We start from the raw sequence: 20,631 nt of genomic DNA on the forward strand, positions 1-20,631 counted from the left end.
GGCGGGTTACCGGGCGGTTAGTCTTCGGAGCCGGAGCGGGGGTCACCTTAGGCGCGGGAGCCTGCTGACGCTTAGCGTCCTCTTCAGCCTTCTTGCGAGCCGCTTCCTCTGCCGCCTTCTTACGTGCGGCCTCCTCCTCAGCCTTCTTGCGGGCCGCCTCAGCTGCGGCAGCATCGGCAGCCTCACGGTCGGAGCGGACCTGCTGAACCGCGCGCGCCGCATTCACAATGCCGGAACCGCACGCGGACTGGTCGCACTCAACACCCTGAGAGGTGGACTGCAGAACCTTCTTCGCCTGAGCGTAGGTCAGCTTCGGGTCGACCGCCTTCATGAGCGCCACAATACCTGCAACATGCGGTGCCGCCATCGAAGTGCCCTGGTACTCGGCGTAGTCAGCCTTACCGGGAGCGGTCTTGCCAGCATTCAGGGTGGAGAGGATACCGCCACCCCAGTAGCGGCGGTCGCCACCGGGTGCGCTCACGTCCACGCGGGAGCCGTAGTTGGAGAAGTAGGAGCGCTTGCCGTTCTTATCGGTTGCGCCCACGTTGATGACATCCTCACAGTTGCCGGGGCTCGACTTCGACGCGTCAAAGTTATTGTTACCCGCAGCGACAACCACGATGGAGCCGCGCTTATTCGCCTGAGCAATCGCCTGGCGGTACGGGGTGGTGCAGGTGCCCTCACTACCAATGGACATGTTAATGACCTGGGCGGGGTTCTGGTTTGCGGGAACGCCGCGCACGCTACCACCGGCAGCCCAAATGATGCCGTCAGTGATGTCCGAGTCGAAGCCACCGCAAGCACCCAGAACGCGCACGGGCACGATCTTCGCCTCGGGTGCCACGCCGGCAATACCCTCATTGTTGTTCGCGATAGCAGCAATGGTGCCCGCCACGTGGGTGCCGTGCCAGTCGGAGGCGGTCGCCTTCGAACCGGTGAAGCACTGGTTATCTACGGTCCAGTTGCCGGCGTCGGTCGGGTCGGAGTCGCGGCCGTCGCCATCATTGGAGAACGCCGACTCGGCAATGAAGTCGTAGCCGGGCAGTACGTTAGCGTCCAGGTCCGGGTGCGCGGTGATGCCGGAGTCCAGCACCGCCACGGTCACGCCCTTGCCGCGGGTGGTGCCCCACGCCTCCAGCGCGGAGACGCCCTTCTCGCCGGTGAGGGACCACATGCGGTTCATCTTCGGGTCGTTAATCTTGACGGGCTCGGAAGTGGTGTCCACGGTGGCGTAGCGGCGCATATCCGGGGACACGGAGGCGACCTTGGAGTTCGCGCTCAGGGCGTCCATGTACTGCTGCGCCTGGGCGGGGGTGAGCTCCGCGGAGGTGGTGACCACGCTGGCGTCCAGCGCGGTGGAGCGGACGTAGCTGGTCTTAATGTTCAGCAGCTCGTCGATGCTCTGCACATCGGAGGTAATGCCGGCGTAGAGTGCGTCGCTCCAGGTTGCCTGCTGGGTGCCGGCGGCGGCGGACCAGTCGATCTGGTCTGCGGTGGCGTCGGTGGAGGCGGCGTTCTTCGCGTCCTCGGTGTAGGTGATGATGAAGCGGTTGTACGCCACGGGCGCGGACTGGGTGGCCTGTGCAGTGTTGGAGGTCTGCGCGGCGGTAGAAGCCTGCGCCGCAGTAGAAGCCTGGGTAGCCTGCGCGGTGGGTACCGCCACGGCGGGAATGACGCTTGCCGAGAGCAGGCAGGTTGCGGTGACGAAGCTCAGCAGGGAACGCTGTGAGGAGCGCGCCTGCGAGGGGCGAGCAATGCGAAGCATGGACGTCCTTGAGGTGAGTGGTACCGGGTATGCACGGTTCGGCGTAGCGTTGCCGATTCCCATTGAGGGCGCGGGTGTGCTCGGTACGAGTGAATACGGAAGAGTGAGGTGTTGGTGCGCAGTGCGGGGTTACGTTGTGGGTTCACAATGTGCATGCACGGGTACGCACCGTGAGATACTCTAGCACCCTTTTTCGGTTACTTTATGAATAAAATATATGATGTGATGCACCTCATTTTAGATAAAGATGAGCAAAACTTAAATCACTGCTTTAAGTCGCGAGAATATCTCGACTAGGCGTTTCTTTATCTGCATTTACATGAAAGAAAAATCCCATTATCTGCGCCACACTATCGAGTTTTAGCCACTAGATACCTAGGAAAAGGTGCTAGGATAGCGATATCTCACCACATAAACTACTTCCGAAGAACTCCTACGTGGGAGTTTAGAGAAAAATACACATCAATGCAGTGATGTGCATTTTCTTTTTCTATTCGCTCCTCACAAGCAAATATGCAAAAGAATGCAAATATTTTCTCAAAAGTGCATTTATGTGAGTGGATGACCAACCCACTTGCCGCTTCCGGCACTCACATACGCAAAGGACCCCGATGTCTTTTACCACTCACCCCTCAGCGCGCCGCATCGCACGCACCGCGCTGAGCCTGGGCACCGCCGCAGCACTCGTCGCGACCCTGGGCGCCCCCGCTTCCTTCGCGGCACCCGCCAAGGCTAACGGCGCCGAACGCGCCAAGGCGCACACCACTATCTCCTCCCTCAGCTCCGGTCAGCAGAAGGCAGGCTTCAACCGCTTCGTCATCACCTACACCGACAGCGCCCTGAACGCCGGTGGCATCAACTGGGCAAGCCCCGCAGGCACCCAGGTCTCCACCTGGAGCGACTCCCTCTACCAGGGCATCAGCTCCGATGTGAAGAGCATCGACGAGCTGCTGAAGGTCAAGACCAGCTACGTACGCACCACCGCCCAGAAGGCGACCGTGGTGACCCTCTCCTCCAAGCTCACCGCAGAGCAGGCTGAGAAGTACATGGCGGCTCTGAGCTCCAACCCCTCCGTCGCATCCGTTGAGCCCGACCTGCTGCGCCGCTCGAACGCGCGTGCTCGTGGCGCCGCGACCTCCAAGGTGGCTCAGGTCGCCAAGGCTGCGCAGGCATCGGACCAGGTTGTGGCACCGAACGACACCCTCTACCCGCAGCAGTGGAACCTGCACGGCACCAAGGGCCTGGCAGCCCCCGAGGCGTGGAAGACCACCCAGGGTGCTGGCGTGACCGTTGCTGTGATTGACTCCGGCATCGTCAAGCACCCCGACCTGGACGCTAACGTTCTGCCCGGCTACGATTTCATCACCGAGCCTTCCATTGCCCGTGACGGCAACGGCCGCGACTCTGACCCGACCGACCAGGGCAACTGGGAAGAAGCCGGCGTCTGCGACGCGGACTCTGAGGCAAGCGAGTCGAACTGGCACGGCACCCACGTTGCAGGCTCCATCGCCGCAATTATGAACAATAAGCGCGGCATCGTCGGCGTGGCACCGAACTCCAAGATCCTGCCCGTGCGTGCCCTGGGCATGTGCGGCGGCTACGACTCCGACATTGCGGATGCAATGGTCTGGGCAGCCGGCGGCACCGTTGAGGGCGTTCCCGCGAACTCCAACCCCGCCAAGATCATTAACCTCTCCCTCGGCGGCGAGGGCACCTGCCCCGCAACCTACTCCAAGGCTATTGCCGAGGTGAACAAGCGCGGCGCGATCCTCGTGGTCGCAGCTGGTAACGATGGTCAGGACACCTCCAAGGTCGCTCCGGCTAACTGCGGCGGTTCGATCGTGGTGGGCGCTACCGACCAGGAGGGTAAGCGTAGCGACTTCTCGAACTACGGCAAGCTTGTTGATGTGAGCGCCCCCGGCAGCAGCATCATGTCCACCGTGGATCTGGGTACCACCGTTTCCAAGGGTGCGGGCTACACCGAGTACGACGGCACCTCCATGGCAGCACCCCAGGTTGCTGGCGTGATTGCCCTGATGAAGTCCGTTGACCCCTCCCTGACCGCTGAGCGTGCAAAGCAGATTCTGAAGCAGAGCTCCAAGCCGCTCACCTGCGATGTGAACGCTTGCGGTTCCGGCATTGTGAACGCTGCGAGCGCGCTGGCTATGGTGCAGGGCAAGAAGGACCCGAACCCGCAGGTGAAGCCCTGGCCGAAGCGTGCTCCTAAGCACCCGACCCGTGCGGCTCGCGTTGGTTACGTGACCAACCCGGCTGTTAACCACAACCCGCCGTTCCTGATTACTCCCGGCGGTCTGATTCCCGGTCAGTAATCGGTATGTTGCCAGTTCGGAAGCCGGTGAGCCAATAGGCTTCTGAAAGGCCGATATATACAAAAAGCCCCCGCTGAATCTCAGCGGGGGCTTTTCGTGAACAGAACGCTGCCGCATCTGATGCGGCAGCTTGCTTCTCCCACCCACCCTCACGACTGACGGGTGGGAGAAATCTTGGGGTACGCCCCCAGCGAGCTGGACGCTCGGGTAGACGAGCTAGGGACGTACCTGGGAGGCGCGCACACCGGTACGGATACCGGCTGCCTCCATGCGAGCGGACTCGTAGCTCACCGCGCGCAGACCCGAAGGTGCGCTGGCTGCGATTTCCTTTGCTCGCGGCTTTTCCTGACTCTGGGCGGGTAGAAAAACCCAGCGGCGCTGGACCGCGAAGCTGACCGGAATAAGGATCAGCTCGGTCAGGATCTTGGCGACCAGCAGGGACGCGCCCAGGCCGGTCAGGGTTTCCATCAGAGCCGCGTTGGCTGCGAGGATACCCACCGCCAGCACGGCGTACCGCACCAGCGAAGAGGATACCGAGGGGCGTGCGCCTCCGTCATGCATGAGTACTCGGTTGACGGTGAAGTTCGTCAGCGCCGAGATGACGCGCGCACCGACCACAGCTGCCAGCAGAGGAGCACCCAGGCCCACAAGGACGAAGAGGGCGATAGCGTCCACGAGGAAGCCGGTCAGGAAAGACGACGCCAGGAAGGCGAGCAGCGGTGCGTAGATGAGCGCCGAGTCCTGCAGGGGCCTAAAGTGGCTGGTCGGGTTGCCCGGCTCGTAGACCTTCACGATGGGTACCTGCACCAGGTCCACGTCTGCGCGGGTTGCGCGCAGCAGCATGGAGAACTCGTACTCGTACTTATCGCCGGGGATCTGCAGCAACCAGTCCAGGGTCTGCGGGGTGAAGCCGCGCAGGCCGGTCTGGGTGTCTGCCACGCGGGCACCGGTCGCCAGGGCGAAGAAGCCTACGGTTGCGCTGTTACCAATCTTGGAGCGCAGCGGCACCTTGGTGCCTTCTTCGCCGGCGTTGGGGTCGGGCTTGGTACGTACACCGAGCACGATGCTCTTCTGACCTGCCGCCGCCGCGGTTTCGGTGCGCACACCCACACGGAAGATGTCCTGGGGTAGGTGCTGGCCGTCCGCATCGGCGGTGACGATGACCTCGCCGGGGCGGTTTGCTTTCGCCCAGGCGATGCCGGTGCGCAGTGCCGCGCCCTTGCCCCTGTTGGCGGGGTGGGTCTGCACGGTCACGCCGTCGATGCGCAGTTCGGTAAAGATGGGTGCGTAGGTGCTGCCGGATCCGTCGTCAATCACGAGGATTTCGGCGTCCGGGTCCTGTTCGCGCAGGGCCCGGGCAAGGCGGACCAGCGACTGGTCCGGCTTATATGCGGGTATCAGGATAATCACGATGCGCTCCCTGCAATGTAGAGAATGTCACTGGTGCCACGCTCCTTAGTGCCACCCTGTGGGCGGTTGACCAGCTCGTTGTTGAAGACCATGGCGGAGGAGCCACCACCGTCGAGGTTGTATGCGCTCACGCAGCCGAGGTCCTTGAACATCTGTGCGAACTCGGGCATGGTCACGCCGCGCGAGTAGTTGGTGGAGCGGCCGTCAACCACGATGAAGACCAGGTGGTTGGTGCCGAGCACGCCCACGCCGGTTCGCGGCTGGTTACCCTGGATGGAGTGGTTACCGAAGTTGGTGTCCACCTCGACGCTGTCGATACCGTCGACAACCGCGGAGTCCTTGACCAGTGCCGGGCCGAAGGAGAGGGTGTTCCACACGCCTTCGTTGACGAGGGTCTGGGCGTTGGTTGCGGTTTCGTCGTAGAGCTTGACGGAGCCGTCGCGGTAGAAGGCCAAACCCTCGCGAGCGCCGGCGTCACGGTAGACAACACCGTTTCGGATCACGATGCCGGTGGTACGGAAGCCGTAGTAGTCACCGTTGATCGCCCAGATGCCGTTGTGTTCGGAGGCGATATTCGAGGGGGTGTCGATAATGTTCTGGCCGAACTTGTTGTTGGCGAAGGCGCTACGCAGCAGGGTTGCGTTGTCGAGCTTGATGTCTGCTACGAAGGAGACGACCGCATCAGAGCCGCTACCGGTAGTGGTGGAGGTGATGGTAATCGAGCCTTCGTTAGCGGTGAGGCTCTGACCGTTGACCTTCACCCCGGTCAGTTCGGTGGGGTCTGCCGTGGCGGAGCCGGAGGCGCTTGCGTTCGCCTGGGCTGCTGCCGCCTCGTAGGCGGTGGTGTCTTCGATTTCGGTGTGCTCTGCCAGGTAGCGGTTGTACGCCCAGCCTGCGCCGCCACCGACTACGGCGAGTGCGCCGAGGCCGCCGCCGATGAAGATTCGACGGGTGAGCTTCTTCTTGGCTAGCTTCTGCTCTGCTGCGGTTTGTGCGGCGGTTGCTTGTTCTGCCGCGGTCTGGGTGGTCTGGTCAATGTTCTGAGTCATGTTCTGTTCGTTGTTCATGTCTCTAGAATGCCGGGCTATTCTCTGTGCCAGGCATGACTAAGCTGTGCAGAAGCTATGCATGCTTATTCATTTCAAACTTTTTTATTACTGCCTATGCTTTATTACCAGAAGATGCTATGCGTACCTATGTATAAACATGTGTATTGGCTTTGTGTATCAGACAGCTGACCGCCCACCGCATCCCCACTCCCCTACCTGCACGCACCCACCAAAAGGGCACGAAAAAACCGGCTGAGCACCCCGTGCGGGGCCTCAAGCCGGTTCATCATCTATCGAATACGTTCGGTCGATATGCACCGAATCATTCCGCGTATTCTTTATGCCTCATCCTCGTAGGACGCGTACTTTTCTGCGTATGCCGAGTAGTCGTCCTCGTCGTCATAGCGACGGCGGGACGAATCGGAGGACTTCGTTTTCTTCGCGCTGCTGAGCTCGCGCTCGAGTGCGCTGTAGTCGGTCTCGGGGCTGAAGTACTTCATCTCCCGAGCCTGCCTTGTTGCTTTAGCCTTCTGACGGCCGCGCCCCATGGCGTGACCCCCTCTTTCATCCTGTCCGAGGCGAACAGCGCGCGCGGCGCATCGCTCTCGGATCGTTCAACAGTCTTTACTACACTATAGAGTACCCTGTTTCAGCCCTGAATGTCTCGCTCAGCGGCACCTATTTTGCGTATCAAAGCACTTCTTCGCACCGGAACAACCGTTTTATTTTGCACCCGCGGCGAGCGCAGCGTAGCGTCCGCCCCACCGCGAGCGCCCAAACCCCGCTCTTTGCCCACACTCCAGATGCCACAACACCCCAGACGCCACACTCCCTATATAACACGTAGCCCCGCACCGGACGTATCGCTACATCCGATGCGGGGCGAGTGTCTCTCCTTACCGGCTCACTCACAAGACCGGGTTCGGAGAGGGTACCGTGCGGGTCATGACATCCCGCACGGAGCTTGAGGAGGGCATTCCTACCGCTGAGCTTGCGGCAAGGGAACTACTAGCTTGCGGTGAAGAAGCGCTAGCTTGCGGTGAAAGAACCGAGCGAGGTGGCGTTCGACGCCAGGGTGGTGCTGGAGGCGTCCACGCTATCGGTGGTGGTGTACACGGTGTAGCTCTCGCCCTTGGTGATCTTGGAGCTGGAGACCAGGATCAGTGCGGTGTTGGAGTTGGTCACCTTGTAGTTCGCCACTACGGTACCGGAGGAGTCGGTCACCTGCACGGTGGTGCCGGCGCTCAGGTTCGATACGTTGCTGATCTTCACGTAGCCGCTAGTGGAGGAGGTTGCGGGCGCCTCGAACATGTCACCGGAGTTCGCCGCCGCCACGGTCGTGCCGTTGAGCAGCAGGTCGCCGTTGGTGTCCAGGGAGGTGTTACCGCCGGTGAAGGGACCGTTCACGACCAGGGTGCCGCCCGAGAGGGTTGCCGTACCGTTGGAGTCGATGCCGTCGCCGTTCGCGTTCACGGTGACGGTACCACCGGCAATGTTGATGGTCGCGTCGACTACCTCGAAGGTGCCGCCGCCACCGCCCATGCCGCCGCCTGCGCCACCGCCTGCCGGGGGCTGACCCATGGTACCGGAGGGTGCCTGGCCGCCTGCCGGTGCCTGGTCGCCTGCCGGAGCCTGACCGCCCTGTGCCGCGTTACCCGGTGCAGCCTGGCCGCTCTGGGTATTCTGCGTAGTCTGGGTATTCTGCGCTGTCTGGTTGGTCTGCGTGGTGGAGGTCGAAGCCGACTCGGTACCGGTCGAGCTAGTGCTGGTGGTGCTGTACGAGGCGTTGATGCCGTCATCCGAGCTGGTCACGTTTACGGTGCCGTCCAAGATGTTGATGTACTGCGCCTCAATACCCTCGTTCGACTGGGTAATGTTCAGGGTACCGCCCGAAATCTCAAGCACGCGCTCGGCCTTGAAACCGTCGTCACCTGCGGAGATGTTCACGGTACCGCTGCTCAGGCGTACCCAGCCGCGGTTGCCGTCGGTGTCGTTGGTTGCCTTGATGCCGTCCTGGCTTGCGGTCACGGTGACGGTGCCGTCCAGGATATCGACGTAGTCCTTACCCTTGATGCCGGTGTTTGCCGCGTTCACCTCCAGGGTGCCGGAGGCAATAACCAGGCCGTCAGTGGTGTGGATACCCTCTTCGTACTTACCCTCAACCTTCAGGGTGCCTTCGCCCGCCAGGGTCAGGTCGCTCTTGGAGTAGATGGCGGCGTCGGGGCTGCCGCTGGCGGTATCGGAGTAGGAGGAGCCGTCAGAGACGGTGTTGGTGGTGCCCGAGGCGGTGTAGATAACGACCTCGTCCGCCTCAACCACGTTGATTACCGCGCCGGTGGAGTTAGTGATGGTCGCGTTGTTCAGAATCAGGCGGACCATGTCGCTGTCGGCTGCCTCAACCTTGACCTGGCCGCTATAGGTGCCGCTCAGGCGGTAGTTACCCGCCTTGGTGATGGTGATGACGCCGTCACTGACGGTCACGCCGTCGGTCGCGGTCGGGTTAGAAAGATCGATAGTAACTTCGCTGGAGGAATCCCAGGTCAGATCCTTCGCGGAGTAGTGGGTGTCCTCGGCGAGCTTCGCGCCGCTCTTCACGTCGGTGGAGAAGGAGTCCGCCACCTTCGACGTGGTATCCGAGGTGCTCGAAGCGGAGGTCGTGGTTGCGCTCGAAGCGCTAGCGTTCGAGGTCGAGGTTGCCGAGCAGCCGGTCAACGCCAGGGCTGCCAGGAGGGTAATGGAGGTTGCGCTCTTGATCATATTGCTCTTTTTCACGGGTTTTCCTTTGTGTTTGGGTGACTACTCGCGGAGAGCTCGCGCCACAGGTGGGGGTACAGGTTGTATGTGAAATGTGAATATGTGTGAGAGCGGTTATTGCCTGTGTGGGGCGAATAAAGCCAGTGTTGTGTTTTGTTCGGAGGGTTATAGGTTAGGGGGCTGGGGGTGCGGGTAAGGTAGGTGCGCTACCCTACCCGCGCATCCCAGGTTGCCGTTTAGGCGGGTTGCCGTTTAGGCGGCTGCGAAATGCTCGGTCAGCAGCTTCTGGTAGTCCTCTTCGGTCATGTCATCCAGATTGAGGCGGGTGCCGTTGACCGGTTCCAGGTGCATCCAGTTCTTCAGGGTTTCTTCCCACTTGTTGCTTGCCAGCTGCGGGTTCAGCGCCGCCATGCCGGTTGCAAACTTGGAAATCTTCGCGGGGGTGATGCCCGCATCCCAGAGGTGCTGGTCTGCCACGGAGGGCTCCACACCGGACTTGGTTTCAATGATGACCGCGTTCGGCAGGCCGTAGGTGGTGCCGACCAGGTTGCCGTGGAAGTTACGGTAGTTCACGCCCGCCATGAGGATGTTCTCAGAGAGAGGGGTCCAGGTCAGGGCGTTATCTACGGTCATACGGGAGGCGACCGGGTTCTTCTCGCTCTGCGGCAGGAAGACCGTGGTACGGCGGTAGCCGGTAGTCAGGACCGCCTCGAGCTTGTGCACGGGACCCGCGAGGATGTCACCAAGTGCTGCGGTGATGTACTCGTGGCCTTCCGCGGTGAGCGTATCGCGCTTCTCGAAGGTGTACGGGATACGCTTCTTGACGGTCATATCCTGCTCACCGTCGGTCTTGACCTCCAGGAAGGTCAGCTTCGAGTCCAGGTAGCTACGGGTACGAATCTTGAAGGTATCGTCGCGGCTGTAGGCTGCCGAGTGGTAGCTCTGCATCTGCGGGGTGTCGAAGTAGACCGAGTCGTAGGCGAAGTCGCGCTGGCCATCGATTTCCATGACGGAGGCATCTGCGTCGAGCGTGGAGAGTACCTTGGCGGCGGTTTCTGCGTCGACAATGTACTTGCGGTCCACACGGGTCTGCATGGCTGCCTTCTCGTTCATGGCTTCGAGGCTGATGCTCTTCCACTCTGCGGGGATGATGTTTGCGGCTGCGTTAGTCATGGGTCTTCGTCCTTCTGGGGTGCCGCCCCGGTGCGCTAGGTTGTGCGTTGGGCTGTGCACTAGGGCGGCGTGTCGTGGGTATCTGGGATGGTTGTGCGGTTGGAGTGAATCGGAGGCTTCGAGCTTGTTGCTACTTACCAACCGGCATGCGCTGGAGGGGAACCATCCGAGTATCCAGCGTGGCGTGCGCCTCGGCGGTGGGCGCTACCGGCTGAGTTGCTACAGGCTGGCGGGTTGCGGTTACCTGCGGTGCTGCCGCCTCCACCGCTGCGGGGGTGCCGCCTTCGGGGGTTTCCTTGGGCTGGTAGGTGACGGTGGCGCGGGTCAGGTTGTTCACCATGTCCAGCTCGGTAATCTTCGCCGAGGTGACGGTGTAGCCCAGGCGAGCGGTCAGGTATGCCTTGAGCTCCTCCTCGTCACTGATCGCGCGATCGGCGGTGACGGTCTGAGTCAATTCCGTAGAAATCGGGGCGCTGCGCGAGTCAAGAATCGCGATCAGGGCGACCAGGGTAGCCATCAGGGCGAAGGCGATGTACGCCGGGCTGATGTTCACACCTGCGATCATGCCGACCGAGAGGGCTACGAAGTAGTAGCCGACCTCGCGCTGGCTCAGGGCGGTGGAACGCAGTCGGATAATCGACAGGACACCGAAGAGGCCCATGCCCATGGCGGATGCGTTCGATCCGGCGGATACCAGCGCCACCGAGACGGTGAAAATACCGGCGTTGATGACCGCGTAGGAAATCATCAGTTCGCGGTTGCGGTGCCGCACCATGTAGAGGGTGCAGAGCGCTGCGATGGCTATAGCATCGGCGAGTGCCATGGTCAGAATGTTCATTGGGTGCTCCAGATGTCGTGTCGTGAGATTCGCGGTGCTCGTCGCTGTCTGTTCTTCAGCTTCGGGCTGTGCGTTCTTTGTAGTATCTAGATTCCCGTGCGAGTCTGTGTTTACCCTGTGCTCGCCTTAACTTAGAGATAAGTGTTATGCGTCTCCGATAAATAGCCTTGTCAGTAGTGCTATTTGTCCATAATTTTTGCTTCTTTCACGTCTTTCCCGGCATCCCCCACAGCCTCGAAAGGCACAAAAAATGGGCCCCCTCCGATATGGAGGGAGCCCATATAAGTAGCTAAAAGCTTAGCGACTAGGCACTATTAAGCCTTCTTGCGCATGCGGGTTGCAACGATGGTTGCGCCACCAGCACCCAGAGCAATCAGGCCCAGACCAGCAGCGGTCATCGCGTCGGATGCACCGGTCTTAGCCAGGGAAGAAGAGCTCTTGGCGGATGCGTTGGAGGAACCGGAGCCCAGGTTGTCGCCGGAACCCAGGTTGTCATTCGAGCCGGAGCTCAGCGAAACGCTGTCAGACTTCTTGGAGTTCTCGTAGTCAACGGCCTGCTCGCAACCATAGTCGTCGCCGTCAGCGTTGAACTTCTCGCGGTAATCCGGGTGGCTCTTGTGAATCGGTGCCAGACCTGCCGCCTCAACGTCAGCGCAGTTCTGGAAACGGAAGTGCTGCTCGCTGTCAGACTTCTGCTCATCGGACTTCTGGTCCTCAGACTTCTGCTCTTCGGCAGGCTTCTGGTCCTCAGCGGGCTTGGTTTCCTTAGCGTCCTCAACTGCGGGAGCGGAGGTCTCGTCAGCAGGCTTGGGAGCCTCGGTAGTCGGCTCAGCGGTTGCGTCCTTGGACGGCTCGGGAGTGGGATCCTGGGTGGGTTCCGGAGTCGGATCCTGAGAAGGAGCGGGAGTCGAGTCCTCGGTGGGAGCCGGTGCAGGCTGCTCTGCGACCTTAATGGTCACGGTAGCTGCCTTACCGCCACGGGGAACGTCGCCGTCCTTCAGGGAGCCGGACAGCAGGTAAATGTCAACGGAAACGCTGCCGTGCAGCTCTTCCTGCCAGGGGATGGTAACGGAGAAGTTGCCAGCCTCGTCAGCGTGGATTTCCAGATAGTCCTGGCCGTTGATCTTGACGGCGCCCTTGTTCAGCTTCAGTGCCAGAACGGAACCGGAGGTGCCGTCAGCGGTCTTGAAGCCTTCGCCGCCAATGTTCAGGCCCTGACCCTCAATCCATACGTCGGGAGCAAGGAACTGTGCAGAGTCTGCGTAGGTGTGGACAACCTGAGGCGCACCTTCAACAGCGAAGGTCGCGGGGACGGAAGTAGCAACGAGGCCACAGCCGATGAGGGCGGTGGCACCAATGCGTGCGATGTTGTTTCGAATATTCATGCCACCCATTCTAACGAGCGAAGCTTGGGATACCGGCTCCCAAGACGCCAATTTGCCATGACCTGACTCACAAACCGGGGTTTTCTTGAAGGTTTATTGAAGGCATGGTTGAACCATAGAGACCTTTTGCACCGCCGTGCACCCCTAAAGTCTCAATTGAGACTTGAAGAAACCAGCAAGTACATGCGCCATCCCACCGACACAACACGCCAACAAAAACCACCCCGTTAAACGCAAGAATCCCCTCCGCCGAACATTCAAAAGCGTTCAGGAGAGGGGACTCTCACGCACCGCACCGGGCGGTGACGATAGTTTTAGGAGTTCTTGCGGTTACGCACAGCGGTCACGCCAGCAACGCCCAGACCCAGAGCTACCAGGCCCAGGCCAGCCATGGTGAAGGCGTTGGAAGCACCGGTGTTAGCCAGGGAGGAGCGCTGAGCGCGGCTCGAAGTGGAATTGCTCGAAGAGGAGGAACCGCTACCCAGGTTGTCCAGGCCGCCGGAGTTGCGGGAAGAAGAACCCGAGGAACCGTTGGAAGAGGAACCGTCCGTCACCTCGCTGTTGATAACCTCGCAGCCCAGGCCGTTACCATCGTTGTCGAACTTCTTACGGAAGTCCGGGTGGCTTTCGTGAATGGGCGCCAGGCCAGCAGCCGCAACCTCTGCGCAGTTCGCGAAGCGGGTGCTCTCAGCCGAAGCGGTCACCTGCTCGGTAGCGGAGGTGGAATCACCCAGCTGATCCTTCGCTTCGTTCGCTACAGGTGCGTTCTGCTCAGTAGTGGCCGAAGCGGAAGCCGATGCGGAAGCAGAAGCCGAAGCAGAGGGGGTTGCAACCACAGAAGCGGAAGCCGACGCGGTAGCCGAAGGGCTCACCGAGGTTGCCGGGCGGTTCTTAATCTCAGCATCTACGGAGGCAACAACCTCATCAGCGGCAGTAGCCGAAGCCGAGGGGGTAGCGGATGCAGAGGGTGCAACAGAAGCGGAGGGGGTAGCCACCACGGAAGCCGAAGCGCTCGCGGTCGCCGAGGGGCTCACCGAAGCGGTTGCGGAGGGGGTTGCTTCCTGAACGGAACGAGCCTCAATCTTCACGGTCGCAGCCTTACCGCCGCGGGAGGTGTCGTTATCCTTCAGGGAGCCGGAGAGCAGGTACACGTCCACGGAGATGCGCTCATCCAGGTCGCTCTGCCAGGGAATGGAGACGGAGAAGTTGCCCTTCTCGTCAGCCTTAACTTCCAGGTAGTCCTGGCCGTCAATCTTGACGGTGCCCTTGTTCAGCTTAATAGCGATAACGGAGCCGGAGGTGCCGTCCTGAGTCAGGAAGCCCTCGCCGGTAACCTTCAGGGTTTCGCCCTTGTACCAAACCTCAGAAATGTGGGAAGTAGCCTTGTCGGAGTAGACGTGAGTGACGGACTCTTCGCCGTTCTGAGCGAACGTTGCGGGGATTGCGGTAACCACCAGGCCGCAACCAATCAGGGCGGTGGCACCGAAGCGAGTGATAGTGTGTCGAATGTCCATCCCATCATTTTATCCTCGCGTAATGGGTGTATCCGCCTGTCCAGGGGCTATTTAAAATGAATTACGCCACAAAGTAGCACTTTCGTGCAGTTAATGACGGGCCAACTACAGGTCAGTGCACGCGCGGCAAAATTCGCCGGGTGCCCGCGTTACCTAGTCGTGCCCGCGCTACCTAGTCGTCAATCTCGTCGAGCATGAGTTCCAGCGCCTCACCCACGCCGCTGCGCCACAGGTAGGTTGCCTTCGCATCCGCACGGCCCGGGCCGCCATTGATGACAGCGACCGGTTTGCCGGCGCGCAGAGCCTCCAGCACAATCTTGTAGCTGCTCATGACCGCCACCGAGGAGCCCACCACCAGCAGCGCCGAACACTCGGCGAGCATGGCGTCCTTGCGTGCCTTACGTTCGGCGGGCACAGATTCGCCAAAGTACACGACATCCGGCTTGAGGCGGGTCGAACCGCAGGCAATGCAGGACACCATCTGAAAATCGCGGATGTAGCGCTCGTCCAGTTCCACGTCACCGTCAGGGTTCACGCGCAAATCTTCGTCTTCAAGGCGCGCCAGGTAGCCGGGGTTCGCCGCGTCCAGGCGCGTATCGAGGCTTTCGCGGCTCTCGTCCTGACCGCAGTCCAGGCACACAATACGGGAGAGATCGCCGTGCAGTGCCAGCAGGCTGGAGCTTCCGGCGCGGGCGTGCAGACCGTCCACATTCTGCGTGATTACGCCGCTCACGGCACCCAGCTGCTCTAGTTCAGCGAGCGCATAGTGGGCGCGGTTCGGCTGGGCGCGGCGCATGCGGCGCCAGCCCACGTAGGAGCGCGCCCAATAGCGCTGACGGGCGGCGTCATCGTAACGGAATTCCTGGTAGGTCATGGGGCGGTGGTCGTGCAGGGAACCGCCCGGTCCGCGGTAGTCGGGGATGCCGGACTCGGTGCTCACGCCAGCGCCGGTGAGCACGAGAACCTTACCGCCCTTGAGTAGCTCGGCAATACCTGCGGAGGCGTATTCTTCGTCGTGCGGGGTGGCATTCTCAGAGACAACGCGCTGAATCGAGCGGATTGCGGCACGGTGCACGGAGGCGATTTCTTCGCGCTGCTCGCCGGCTGCGGCGAAGTTCTGTTGGTCAGTCCAGCGGTCCATCCTTCTCCTCAATGCTCTGTGTACTAGCGCGGGGCTAGTACGTTAAACGGCTGTGGGGTACCCCCTTTCGAGGGTACCCCACAGCCTATTTCTTATGGTTTGGAATGTGCAAACTCAGCCACAGGCTAAGTCCGCCCAGCCAGCCGGTTGAGTTTAGTCCTCAGCCTTCTGCTCACGCTCGGAGGTCACCGACAGACCGTCGCTGGCAACGTCCGGGTTCACGTCCACGGTCACGGTGTCGCCGTCGTGGATGGCACCGGAGAGGATGCCTCGAGCCAGGCGGTCACCGATCTCGCGCTGTACCAGGCGGCGCAGCGGGCGGGCACCGAATGCCGGGTCGTAGCCGGTCTTACCCAGCCACTCGAGGGCTGCCTCGGTGACGTTCAGGGTGAGGCGGCGGTCCTCCAGGCGCTTAGCCATGCTCTTGACCTGCAGACCCACAATCTGACCCAGGTTCTCAGCCGACAGGGGCTGGAACATGATGATGTCGTCCAGTCGGTTGAGGAACTCGGGGCGGAATGCCTGGTGAACAACCTCCATAGCCTTCTCGGATCGCTCGTCGAAGGGCAGGTCCTGGTTGACCAGGTACTGCGAACCGAGGTTTGAGGTCAGGATCAGGATGACGTTGCGGAAGTCCACGGTGCGGCCCTGACCGTCGGTCAGGCGGCCGTCATCGAGCACCTGCAGCAGGATGTCGAAGACCTCGGGGTGTGCCTTCTCGACCTCGTCGAGCAGGACCACCGAGTAGGGGCGACGGCGTACAGCCTCGGTCAGCTGACCGCCCTCTTCGTGGCCGACGTATCCGGGAGGGGCACCGACCAGGCGAGAAACGGTGTGCTTCTCGGAGTACTCGCTCATGTCGATACGCACCAGGGCACGCTCGTCATCGAACTGGAACTCAGCCAGTGCCTTAGCCAGCTCGGTCTTACCAACACCGGTCGGGCCCAGGAACAGGAAGGAACCAATCGGGCGGTTCGGGTCGGAAATACCGGCGCGGGCGCGGCGCACGGCGTCAGAGACAGCGACCACTGCGGCTTCCTGGCCAATGAGGCGGGCACCGATGCGCTTCTCCATTTCGAGCAGCTTCTCGGACTCACCCTGCATCATGCGGCCTGCGGGAATGCCGGTCCAGGAGGAAATCACCTCGGCGATATCGTCCGCGGTGACCTCTTCGGAGACCATGGACTCGTTCTTGGCGGTGTCCTCGGCGCGCTGTGCTTCTTCCAGCTCAGCCTGCTTTGCGGGAATTTCGCCGTAGAGCAGGCGGGATGCCTCGGCGAGGTTGCCCTCGCGCTGTGCGACCTCTGCGCGGGAGCGCAGCTCGTCAATCTGGGTCTTGATGTCACCCACGCGGTTCAGGCTAGCCTTCTCGGCTTCCCAACGGGCGTTGAGGGCGTCGAGCTGTTCCTTCTTGTCAGCCATGTCCTTGCGCAGGGCCTCCAGACGCTCAACCGATGCGGGATCGGTCTCGTCGGCAAGTGCCAGTTCCTCCATGGTGAGGCGGTCCACGGCGCGGCGCAGCTGGTCAATTTCCTCCGGTGCGGAGTCAATTTCCATGCGCAGGCGGGATGCTGCCTCGTCAATCAGGTCAATTGCCTTGTCCGGCAGCTGACGGGAGGGAATGTAGCGGTTGGACAGGGTTGCTGCGGCAACCAGTGCGGAGTCAGCGATCTGCACCTTGTGGTGTGCCTCGTAGCGTTCCTTCAGGCCACGCAGAATACCGATGGTGTCATCTACGCTGGGCTCACCCACGTACACCTGCTGGAAGCGGCGCTCCAGGGCGGGGTCCTTCTCGATGTTCTCGCGGTACTCGTCGAGGGTGGTGGCACCGATCAGGCGCAACTCGCCTCGGGCAAGCATGGGCTTGAGCATGTTGCCCGCGTCCATGGAACCTTCGGATGCACCAGCACCGACGACGGTGTGAATTTCGTCGATGAAGGTCACGATCTGACCCTCGGACTTCTTGATTTCCTCGAGAACTGCCTTCAGGCGCTCCTCGAATTCACCGCGGTACTTAGCACCTGCGACCATGGAGCCCAGGTCCAGGCTAATCAGGGTCTTGCCGCGCAAGGATTCGGGCACGTCGCCAGAAACCATGCGCTGTGCCAGGCCCTCAACCACGGCGGTCTTACCGACGCCGGGCTCACCAATCAGAACGGGGTTGTTCTTGGTACGGCGGGAGAGCACCTGCACGACGCGGCGAATCTCAGAGTCACGGCCGATGACCGGGTCGAGCTTGCCTGCGCGAGCAATAGCGGTCAGGTCGGTGCCGTACTTTTCGAGCGCCTGGAAGGTGCCTTCGGGGTCGGGGGTGTCCACGGTGCGGTCTCCTCGGACGTTGGGGATGGTCTGTGCGATGAGCTCTGCGGTAGCGCCGAGCTTGTGCATTGCGGTTGCGGTGCTATCGGTTCCGCTGGCAATGCCGAGCAGGATCATTTCGGTAGAAACGTAGGTATCTCCGAAGCCCTGGGCACGGGTCTGTGCCGCCTGCAGAGCAGAAAGCGCTGCACGGCTGAGGGAGGCGTTCTGCACGGAGGCACCGGATGCCTTCGGCAGCTTCTTGATTTCAGCGGATGCCGCCTCGGAGATAGCGTCCACATCCAGGCCTGCAGCCTTGAGGACTGCTACGGCGACGCCTTCGCGCTGGTCCATGAGGGCCTTGAGGATGTGCGCGGTTTCAATAGTGGGGTTACCGGCGGTTTGAGCATTAGTATTTGCCGCCGAGATGACTTCTTGACTCTTGGTGGTGAACTTGTTGTCCATGGTGTTCCTTTCGCATTTCGAGGGGCTTATCCTATGCGCCCCCGCATTACATAACTTGAGTCTACTACACTCAATTATTCTGCGCAAGGGGTTAACCAAGGTTTTTGAGATTAAAATTTCGACAACAAACTAAGGGATCACCACACGAATAAAGCGGCGAAAGCACCAACTCCAGCCAAAAACTCCACCCAAAAGCCCTATTGTTATAGTGACCACGCTGGGTACATGTAAGGCTGGGCGCTTGCGGGCTCCCGCAACAATCACAGTCACGAATGGGGACCCACATGAAAATACTGGTTCTAGGTGCAACCGGCCGCACCGGTTACCTCTTCACCCGCAAAGCCCTAGAAGAGGGGCACACCGTCACCGCCTACGTGCGCAACCCCGACAAGGCGCTAACACTTTTGGGGGCGCACCAAAATCTCACTATCGTTCCGGGAGCCCTGAATGATGCCGAGCAGCTCGCCGCAGCATCCTCCGGGCAAGACGTGATGGTCAGCATCCTGGGCCAGAAAGCCACAGTACGAGAGTTTCTCTCCTCCACGTTCATGCAGGAGCGCCTGCCCCTCATCATGGAGGCGGTCACGGGCGCAGGCGTAAAGCATTGCGTTCTGATGAGCGCCTACGGCGTGGGCGATACGGTACGGACCGCATCCCTGCCCATGCGCCTGGTCTGCAAGGTCATCATGCGCGGCATTTTCACCGACAAGGTTAAGGCGGACGCCCTGGTTACCGAATATCAGCCGTATATTTCGCGTGCACATCCGGGCAGGCTGACCGATAAGCCCAGCAAAGGCGGAGTGAAGGTGTTTGATATGGCGAGCGTCGAGCGAACTCCGGGCATTCCGACGATTGCCCGTGAAGACGTTGCCGATGCGCTGCTCACTATCGCCAAGAACCCCCAGAACGCTGGCACGGATTTTTTGGTGACGACTGGGGACGCTGTCCTACTCTCACCCCAGAAATAAACCGGTAGGCTTAATGACATGACGACTACGAACACCTTCCCCGCCGCCATTCTCTTCGACCACGACGGAACCCTCGTCGATACCGAACCCGTATGGGCTGCCGCAAAGGTTGCTCTCACCGCAGAATTTGGTGGCACCTGGACCGAACAGGACACCCTCGATTGCCTGGGCCTATCCATGCAGTTCACCCTGGATCGTCTGCGCGAGCGCGGCGTGAACCTGCCGGACGAGGAGATTAACGATCGACTGGTGGCGAAGGTGCGCGAGACGCTGGCGCAGCAGCCGGTCGAGTTCCTACCCGGCATTGAGCGCTTCCTCTCGGAGGTTCGCGAGGCGCAGATTCCGGCGGCTGTCGTCACGAACGCCACCACCTCCGTGGCTCGCCGCACCGCGAACGCGGCACCCGAGGGCACGTTCTCGGTGGTTATTGGCAACGATGAGACCACCAACCCCAAGCCGGACCCGCAGCCTTATCTTTTGGCGGCGGAGCGTCTGGGTGTTGACCCGACTCAGTGCGTGGCTCTCGAGGATTCCCCTTCGGGCGTGCGCAGCGCGACCGCGGCGGGCATGCGCGTCATTGTTGTTCCGGGCGAGCTGGAGGTTCCGGCGGAGCTGGGCACCGCGCGCCTCAAGCATGAGGAGCTGACCCTGGAGGCGGTTCGCGCGCTGGCGTAGCCGCGTAGTTTGCGGGCTGAAAGCTCTACAGAAAACTGAATACACTTCACCGTAAAGGGTGGGATGCGCGATATGAGAGACTGCGCGTCCCACCCTTTGTGCGCGCCTGGGCGGTGAGCGATGCGGGCGTTCGGGGCTGGCACGTTTGGGCAGGAGCTTTTAAGTGCGGCGCGACACATAGATGACAATTTATTACGAATTACTCAAAATAACCTTGACAGCAGTTCCTTAAAATGATTTACTCATAATAACGATTCGGTGGGGCGACAAATCCTACCGAACCACAAACATCACAGCATCATGAAGGAGACCATCATGGCATTCGCAAACTACACCGCACCCGGCCTGACCCTCGAAGAAGGCAAGGGCATTTCCGAGGTTCTCCAGGCACGTCTGCACGACCTGAACGACCTGCACCTGCTGCTGAAGCACGCTCACTGGAACGTGACCGGCCCCGGCTTCATCGCCGTTCACGAAATGATTGACCCCCAGGTCGACACCGTCCGCGAGTTCGTCGACGCCATCGCAGAGCGTATGGCAACCCTGGGCGCAACCCCCAACGGCCTGGCTGGCGCACTGGTCGCACAGCGCACCGTTGAAGACTACCCCGTCGGCCGCGCACGCGTTGCTGACCACCTGCACGCTCTGAACGACGTGTACACCCGCGTGATTGAGGCTCACCGCAAGGCGATTGCATTCGCTGGCGAGTCCGACCCCATCACCGAGGACCTGCTGATTGGTCAGACCGCTGAGCTGGAGAAGTTCCAGTGGTTCATCCGCGCGTTCCTGGAAAACGGCGAAGGCAACATCTAAGCCGCAACCATCTAAGTTGTGGCTTCTAAACTGCAGCCTACCTATAGCGGCAC

The 20,631-nt window shown here is 61.1% G+C and carries 15 protein-coding genes; 4 read left to right on the forward strand and 11 right to left on the reverse strand.

Features of this window, described 5'->3' with window-relative positions; translation table 11 throughout:
• A partial coding sequence (locus HXO69_RS04460) for a S8 family peptidase (protein WP_296545555.1) occupies window positions 1–1,765 on the reverse strand: 1,765 nt, incomplete at its 3' end.
• Window positions 1,766–2,376: 611 nt separating this feature from the next.
• On the opposite strand from HXO69_RS04460, the gene HXO69_RS04465 reads away from it, so the two are divergent.
• The gene (locus HXO69_RS04465; protein ID WP_296545557.1) at window positions 2,377–4,095 is read left to right on the forward strand and encodes a S8 family peptidase; all 1,719 of its coding nucleotides are present in this window, start codon (window positions 2,377–2,379) and stop codon (window positions 4,093–4,095) included.
• Window positions 4,096–4,311: 216 nt separating this feature from the next.
• Here the strand turns inward: HXO69_RS04465 and HXO69_RS04470 are convergent, their stop codons facing one another.
• The 10 genes from HXO69_RS04470 to clpB form a co-directional block, all read right to left on the reverse strand.
• Window positions 4,312–5,505 carry a bifunctional glycosyltransferase family 2/GtrA family protein gene (locus HXO69_RS04470; RefSeq protein ID WP_296545559.1) on the reverse strand — a complete coding sequence of 398 codons (1,194 nt, stop codon included), beginning with the start codon at window positions 5,503–5,505 and terminating at the stop codon, window positions 4,312–4,314.
• The gene (locus HXO69_RS04475) at window positions 5,502–6,572 is read right to left on the reverse strand and encodes a phosphodiester glycosidase family protein (RefSeq protein WP_294643848.1); all 1,071 of its coding nucleotides are present in this window, start codon (window positions 6,570–6,572) and stop codon (window positions 5,502–5,504) included. The genes HXO69_RS04470 and HXO69_RS04475 overlap by 4 nt, the downstream gene beginning before the upstream one ends.
• Before the next feature lie 320 nt (window positions 6,573–6,892).
• The gene (locus HXO69_RS04480; RefSeq protein WP_005504588.1) at window positions 6,893–7,102 is read right to left on the reverse strand and encodes a DUF3073 domain-containing protein; all 210 of its coding nucleotides are present in this window, start codon (window positions 7,100–7,102) and stop codon (window positions 6,893–6,895) included.
• A 481-nt stretch (window positions 7,103–7,583) separates the two neighbouring features.
• Window positions 7,584–9,326, reverse strand: a complete 1,743-nt coding sequence (locus HXO69_RS04485; protein WP_296545562.1) for a carbohydrate-binding domain-containing protein — start codon at window positions 9,324–9,326, stop codon at window positions 7,584–7,586.
• Window positions 9,327–9,560: 234 nt separating this feature from the next.
• Window positions 9,561–10,481 carry a polyphosphate polymerase domain-containing protein gene (locus HXO69_RS04490; protein ID WP_296545563.1) on the reverse strand — a complete coding sequence of 307 codons (921 nt, stop codon included), beginning with the start codon at window positions 10,479–10,481 and terminating at the stop codon, window positions 9,561–9,563.
• 130 nt (window positions 10,482–10,611) lie between these two features.
• On the reverse strand, window positions 10,612–11,319 hold the full coding sequence (locus HXO69_RS04495) for a DUF4956 domain-containing protein (protein ID WP_296545564.1): 708 nt from the start codon (window positions 11,317–11,319) through the stop codon (window positions 10,612–10,614).
• 314 nt (window positions 11,320–11,633) lie between these two features.
• A complete protein-coding gene (locus HXO69_RS04500) occupies window positions 11,634–12,704 on the reverse strand; it encodes an excalibur calcium-binding domain-containing protein (protein ID WP_296545565.1) in 1,071 nt (356 codons plus the stop codon).
• 314 nt (window positions 12,705–13,018) lie between these two features.
• Window positions 13,019–14,218 carry an excalibur calcium-binding domain-containing protein gene (locus tag HXO69_RS04505; RefSeq protein WP_296545567.1) on the reverse strand — a complete coding sequence of 400 codons (1,200 nt, stop codon included), beginning with the start codon at window positions 14,216–14,218 and terminating at the stop codon, window positions 13,019–13,021.
• A gap of 172 nt (window positions 14,219–14,390) precedes the next feature.
• Window positions 14,391–15,359, reverse strand: a complete 969-nt coding sequence (locus tag HXO69_RS04510; RefSeq protein WP_296545568.1) for a Sir2 family NAD-dependent protein deacetylase — start codon at window positions 15,357–15,359, stop codon at window positions 14,391–14,393.
• Between the two features lie 153 nt (window positions 15,360–15,512).
• Window positions 15,513–18,122, reverse strand: coding sequence for an ATP-dependent chaperone ClpB (gene clpB / locus HXO69_RS04515; RefSeq protein ID WP_296545570.1), 2,610 nt, complete (start codon window positions 18,120–18,122; stop codon window positions 15,513–15,515).
• A gap of 284 nt (window positions 18,123–18,406) precedes the next feature.
• Here clpB and HXO69_RS04520 point away from each other — a divergent pair, with 284 nt between their 5' ends.
• From HXO69_RS04520 to dps, 3 genes are all read left to right on the forward strand, one after another.
• Window positions 18,407–19,090, forward strand: coding sequence for an NAD(P)-dependent oxidoreductase (locus HXO69_RS04520; protein WP_296545572.1), 684 nt, complete (start codon window positions 18,407–18,409; stop codon window positions 19,088–19,090).
• A gap of 18 nt (window positions 19,091–19,108) precedes the next feature.
• Complete coding sequence (locus HXO69_RS04525) at window positions 19,109–19,765, forward strand: HAD family phosphatase (RefSeq protein ID WP_296545573.1); 657 nt, start codon at window positions 19,109–19,111, stop codon at window positions 19,763–19,765.
• A 315-nt stretch (window positions 19,766–20,080) separates the two neighbouring features.
• On the forward strand, window positions 20,081–20,578 hold the full coding sequence (dps, locus tag HXO69_RS04530; protein ID WP_049357285.1) for a DNA starvation/stationary phase protection protein Dps: 498 nt from the start codon (window positions 20,081–20,083) through the stop codon (window positions 20,576–20,578).
• Window positions 20,579–20,631 lie beyond the last annotated feature (53 nt).

The organism is Rothia sp. (in: high G+C Gram-positive bacteria), from assembly GCF_015265375.1.
GTDB lineage: Bacteria > Actinomycetota > Actinomycetes > Actinomycetales > Micrococcaceae > Rothia.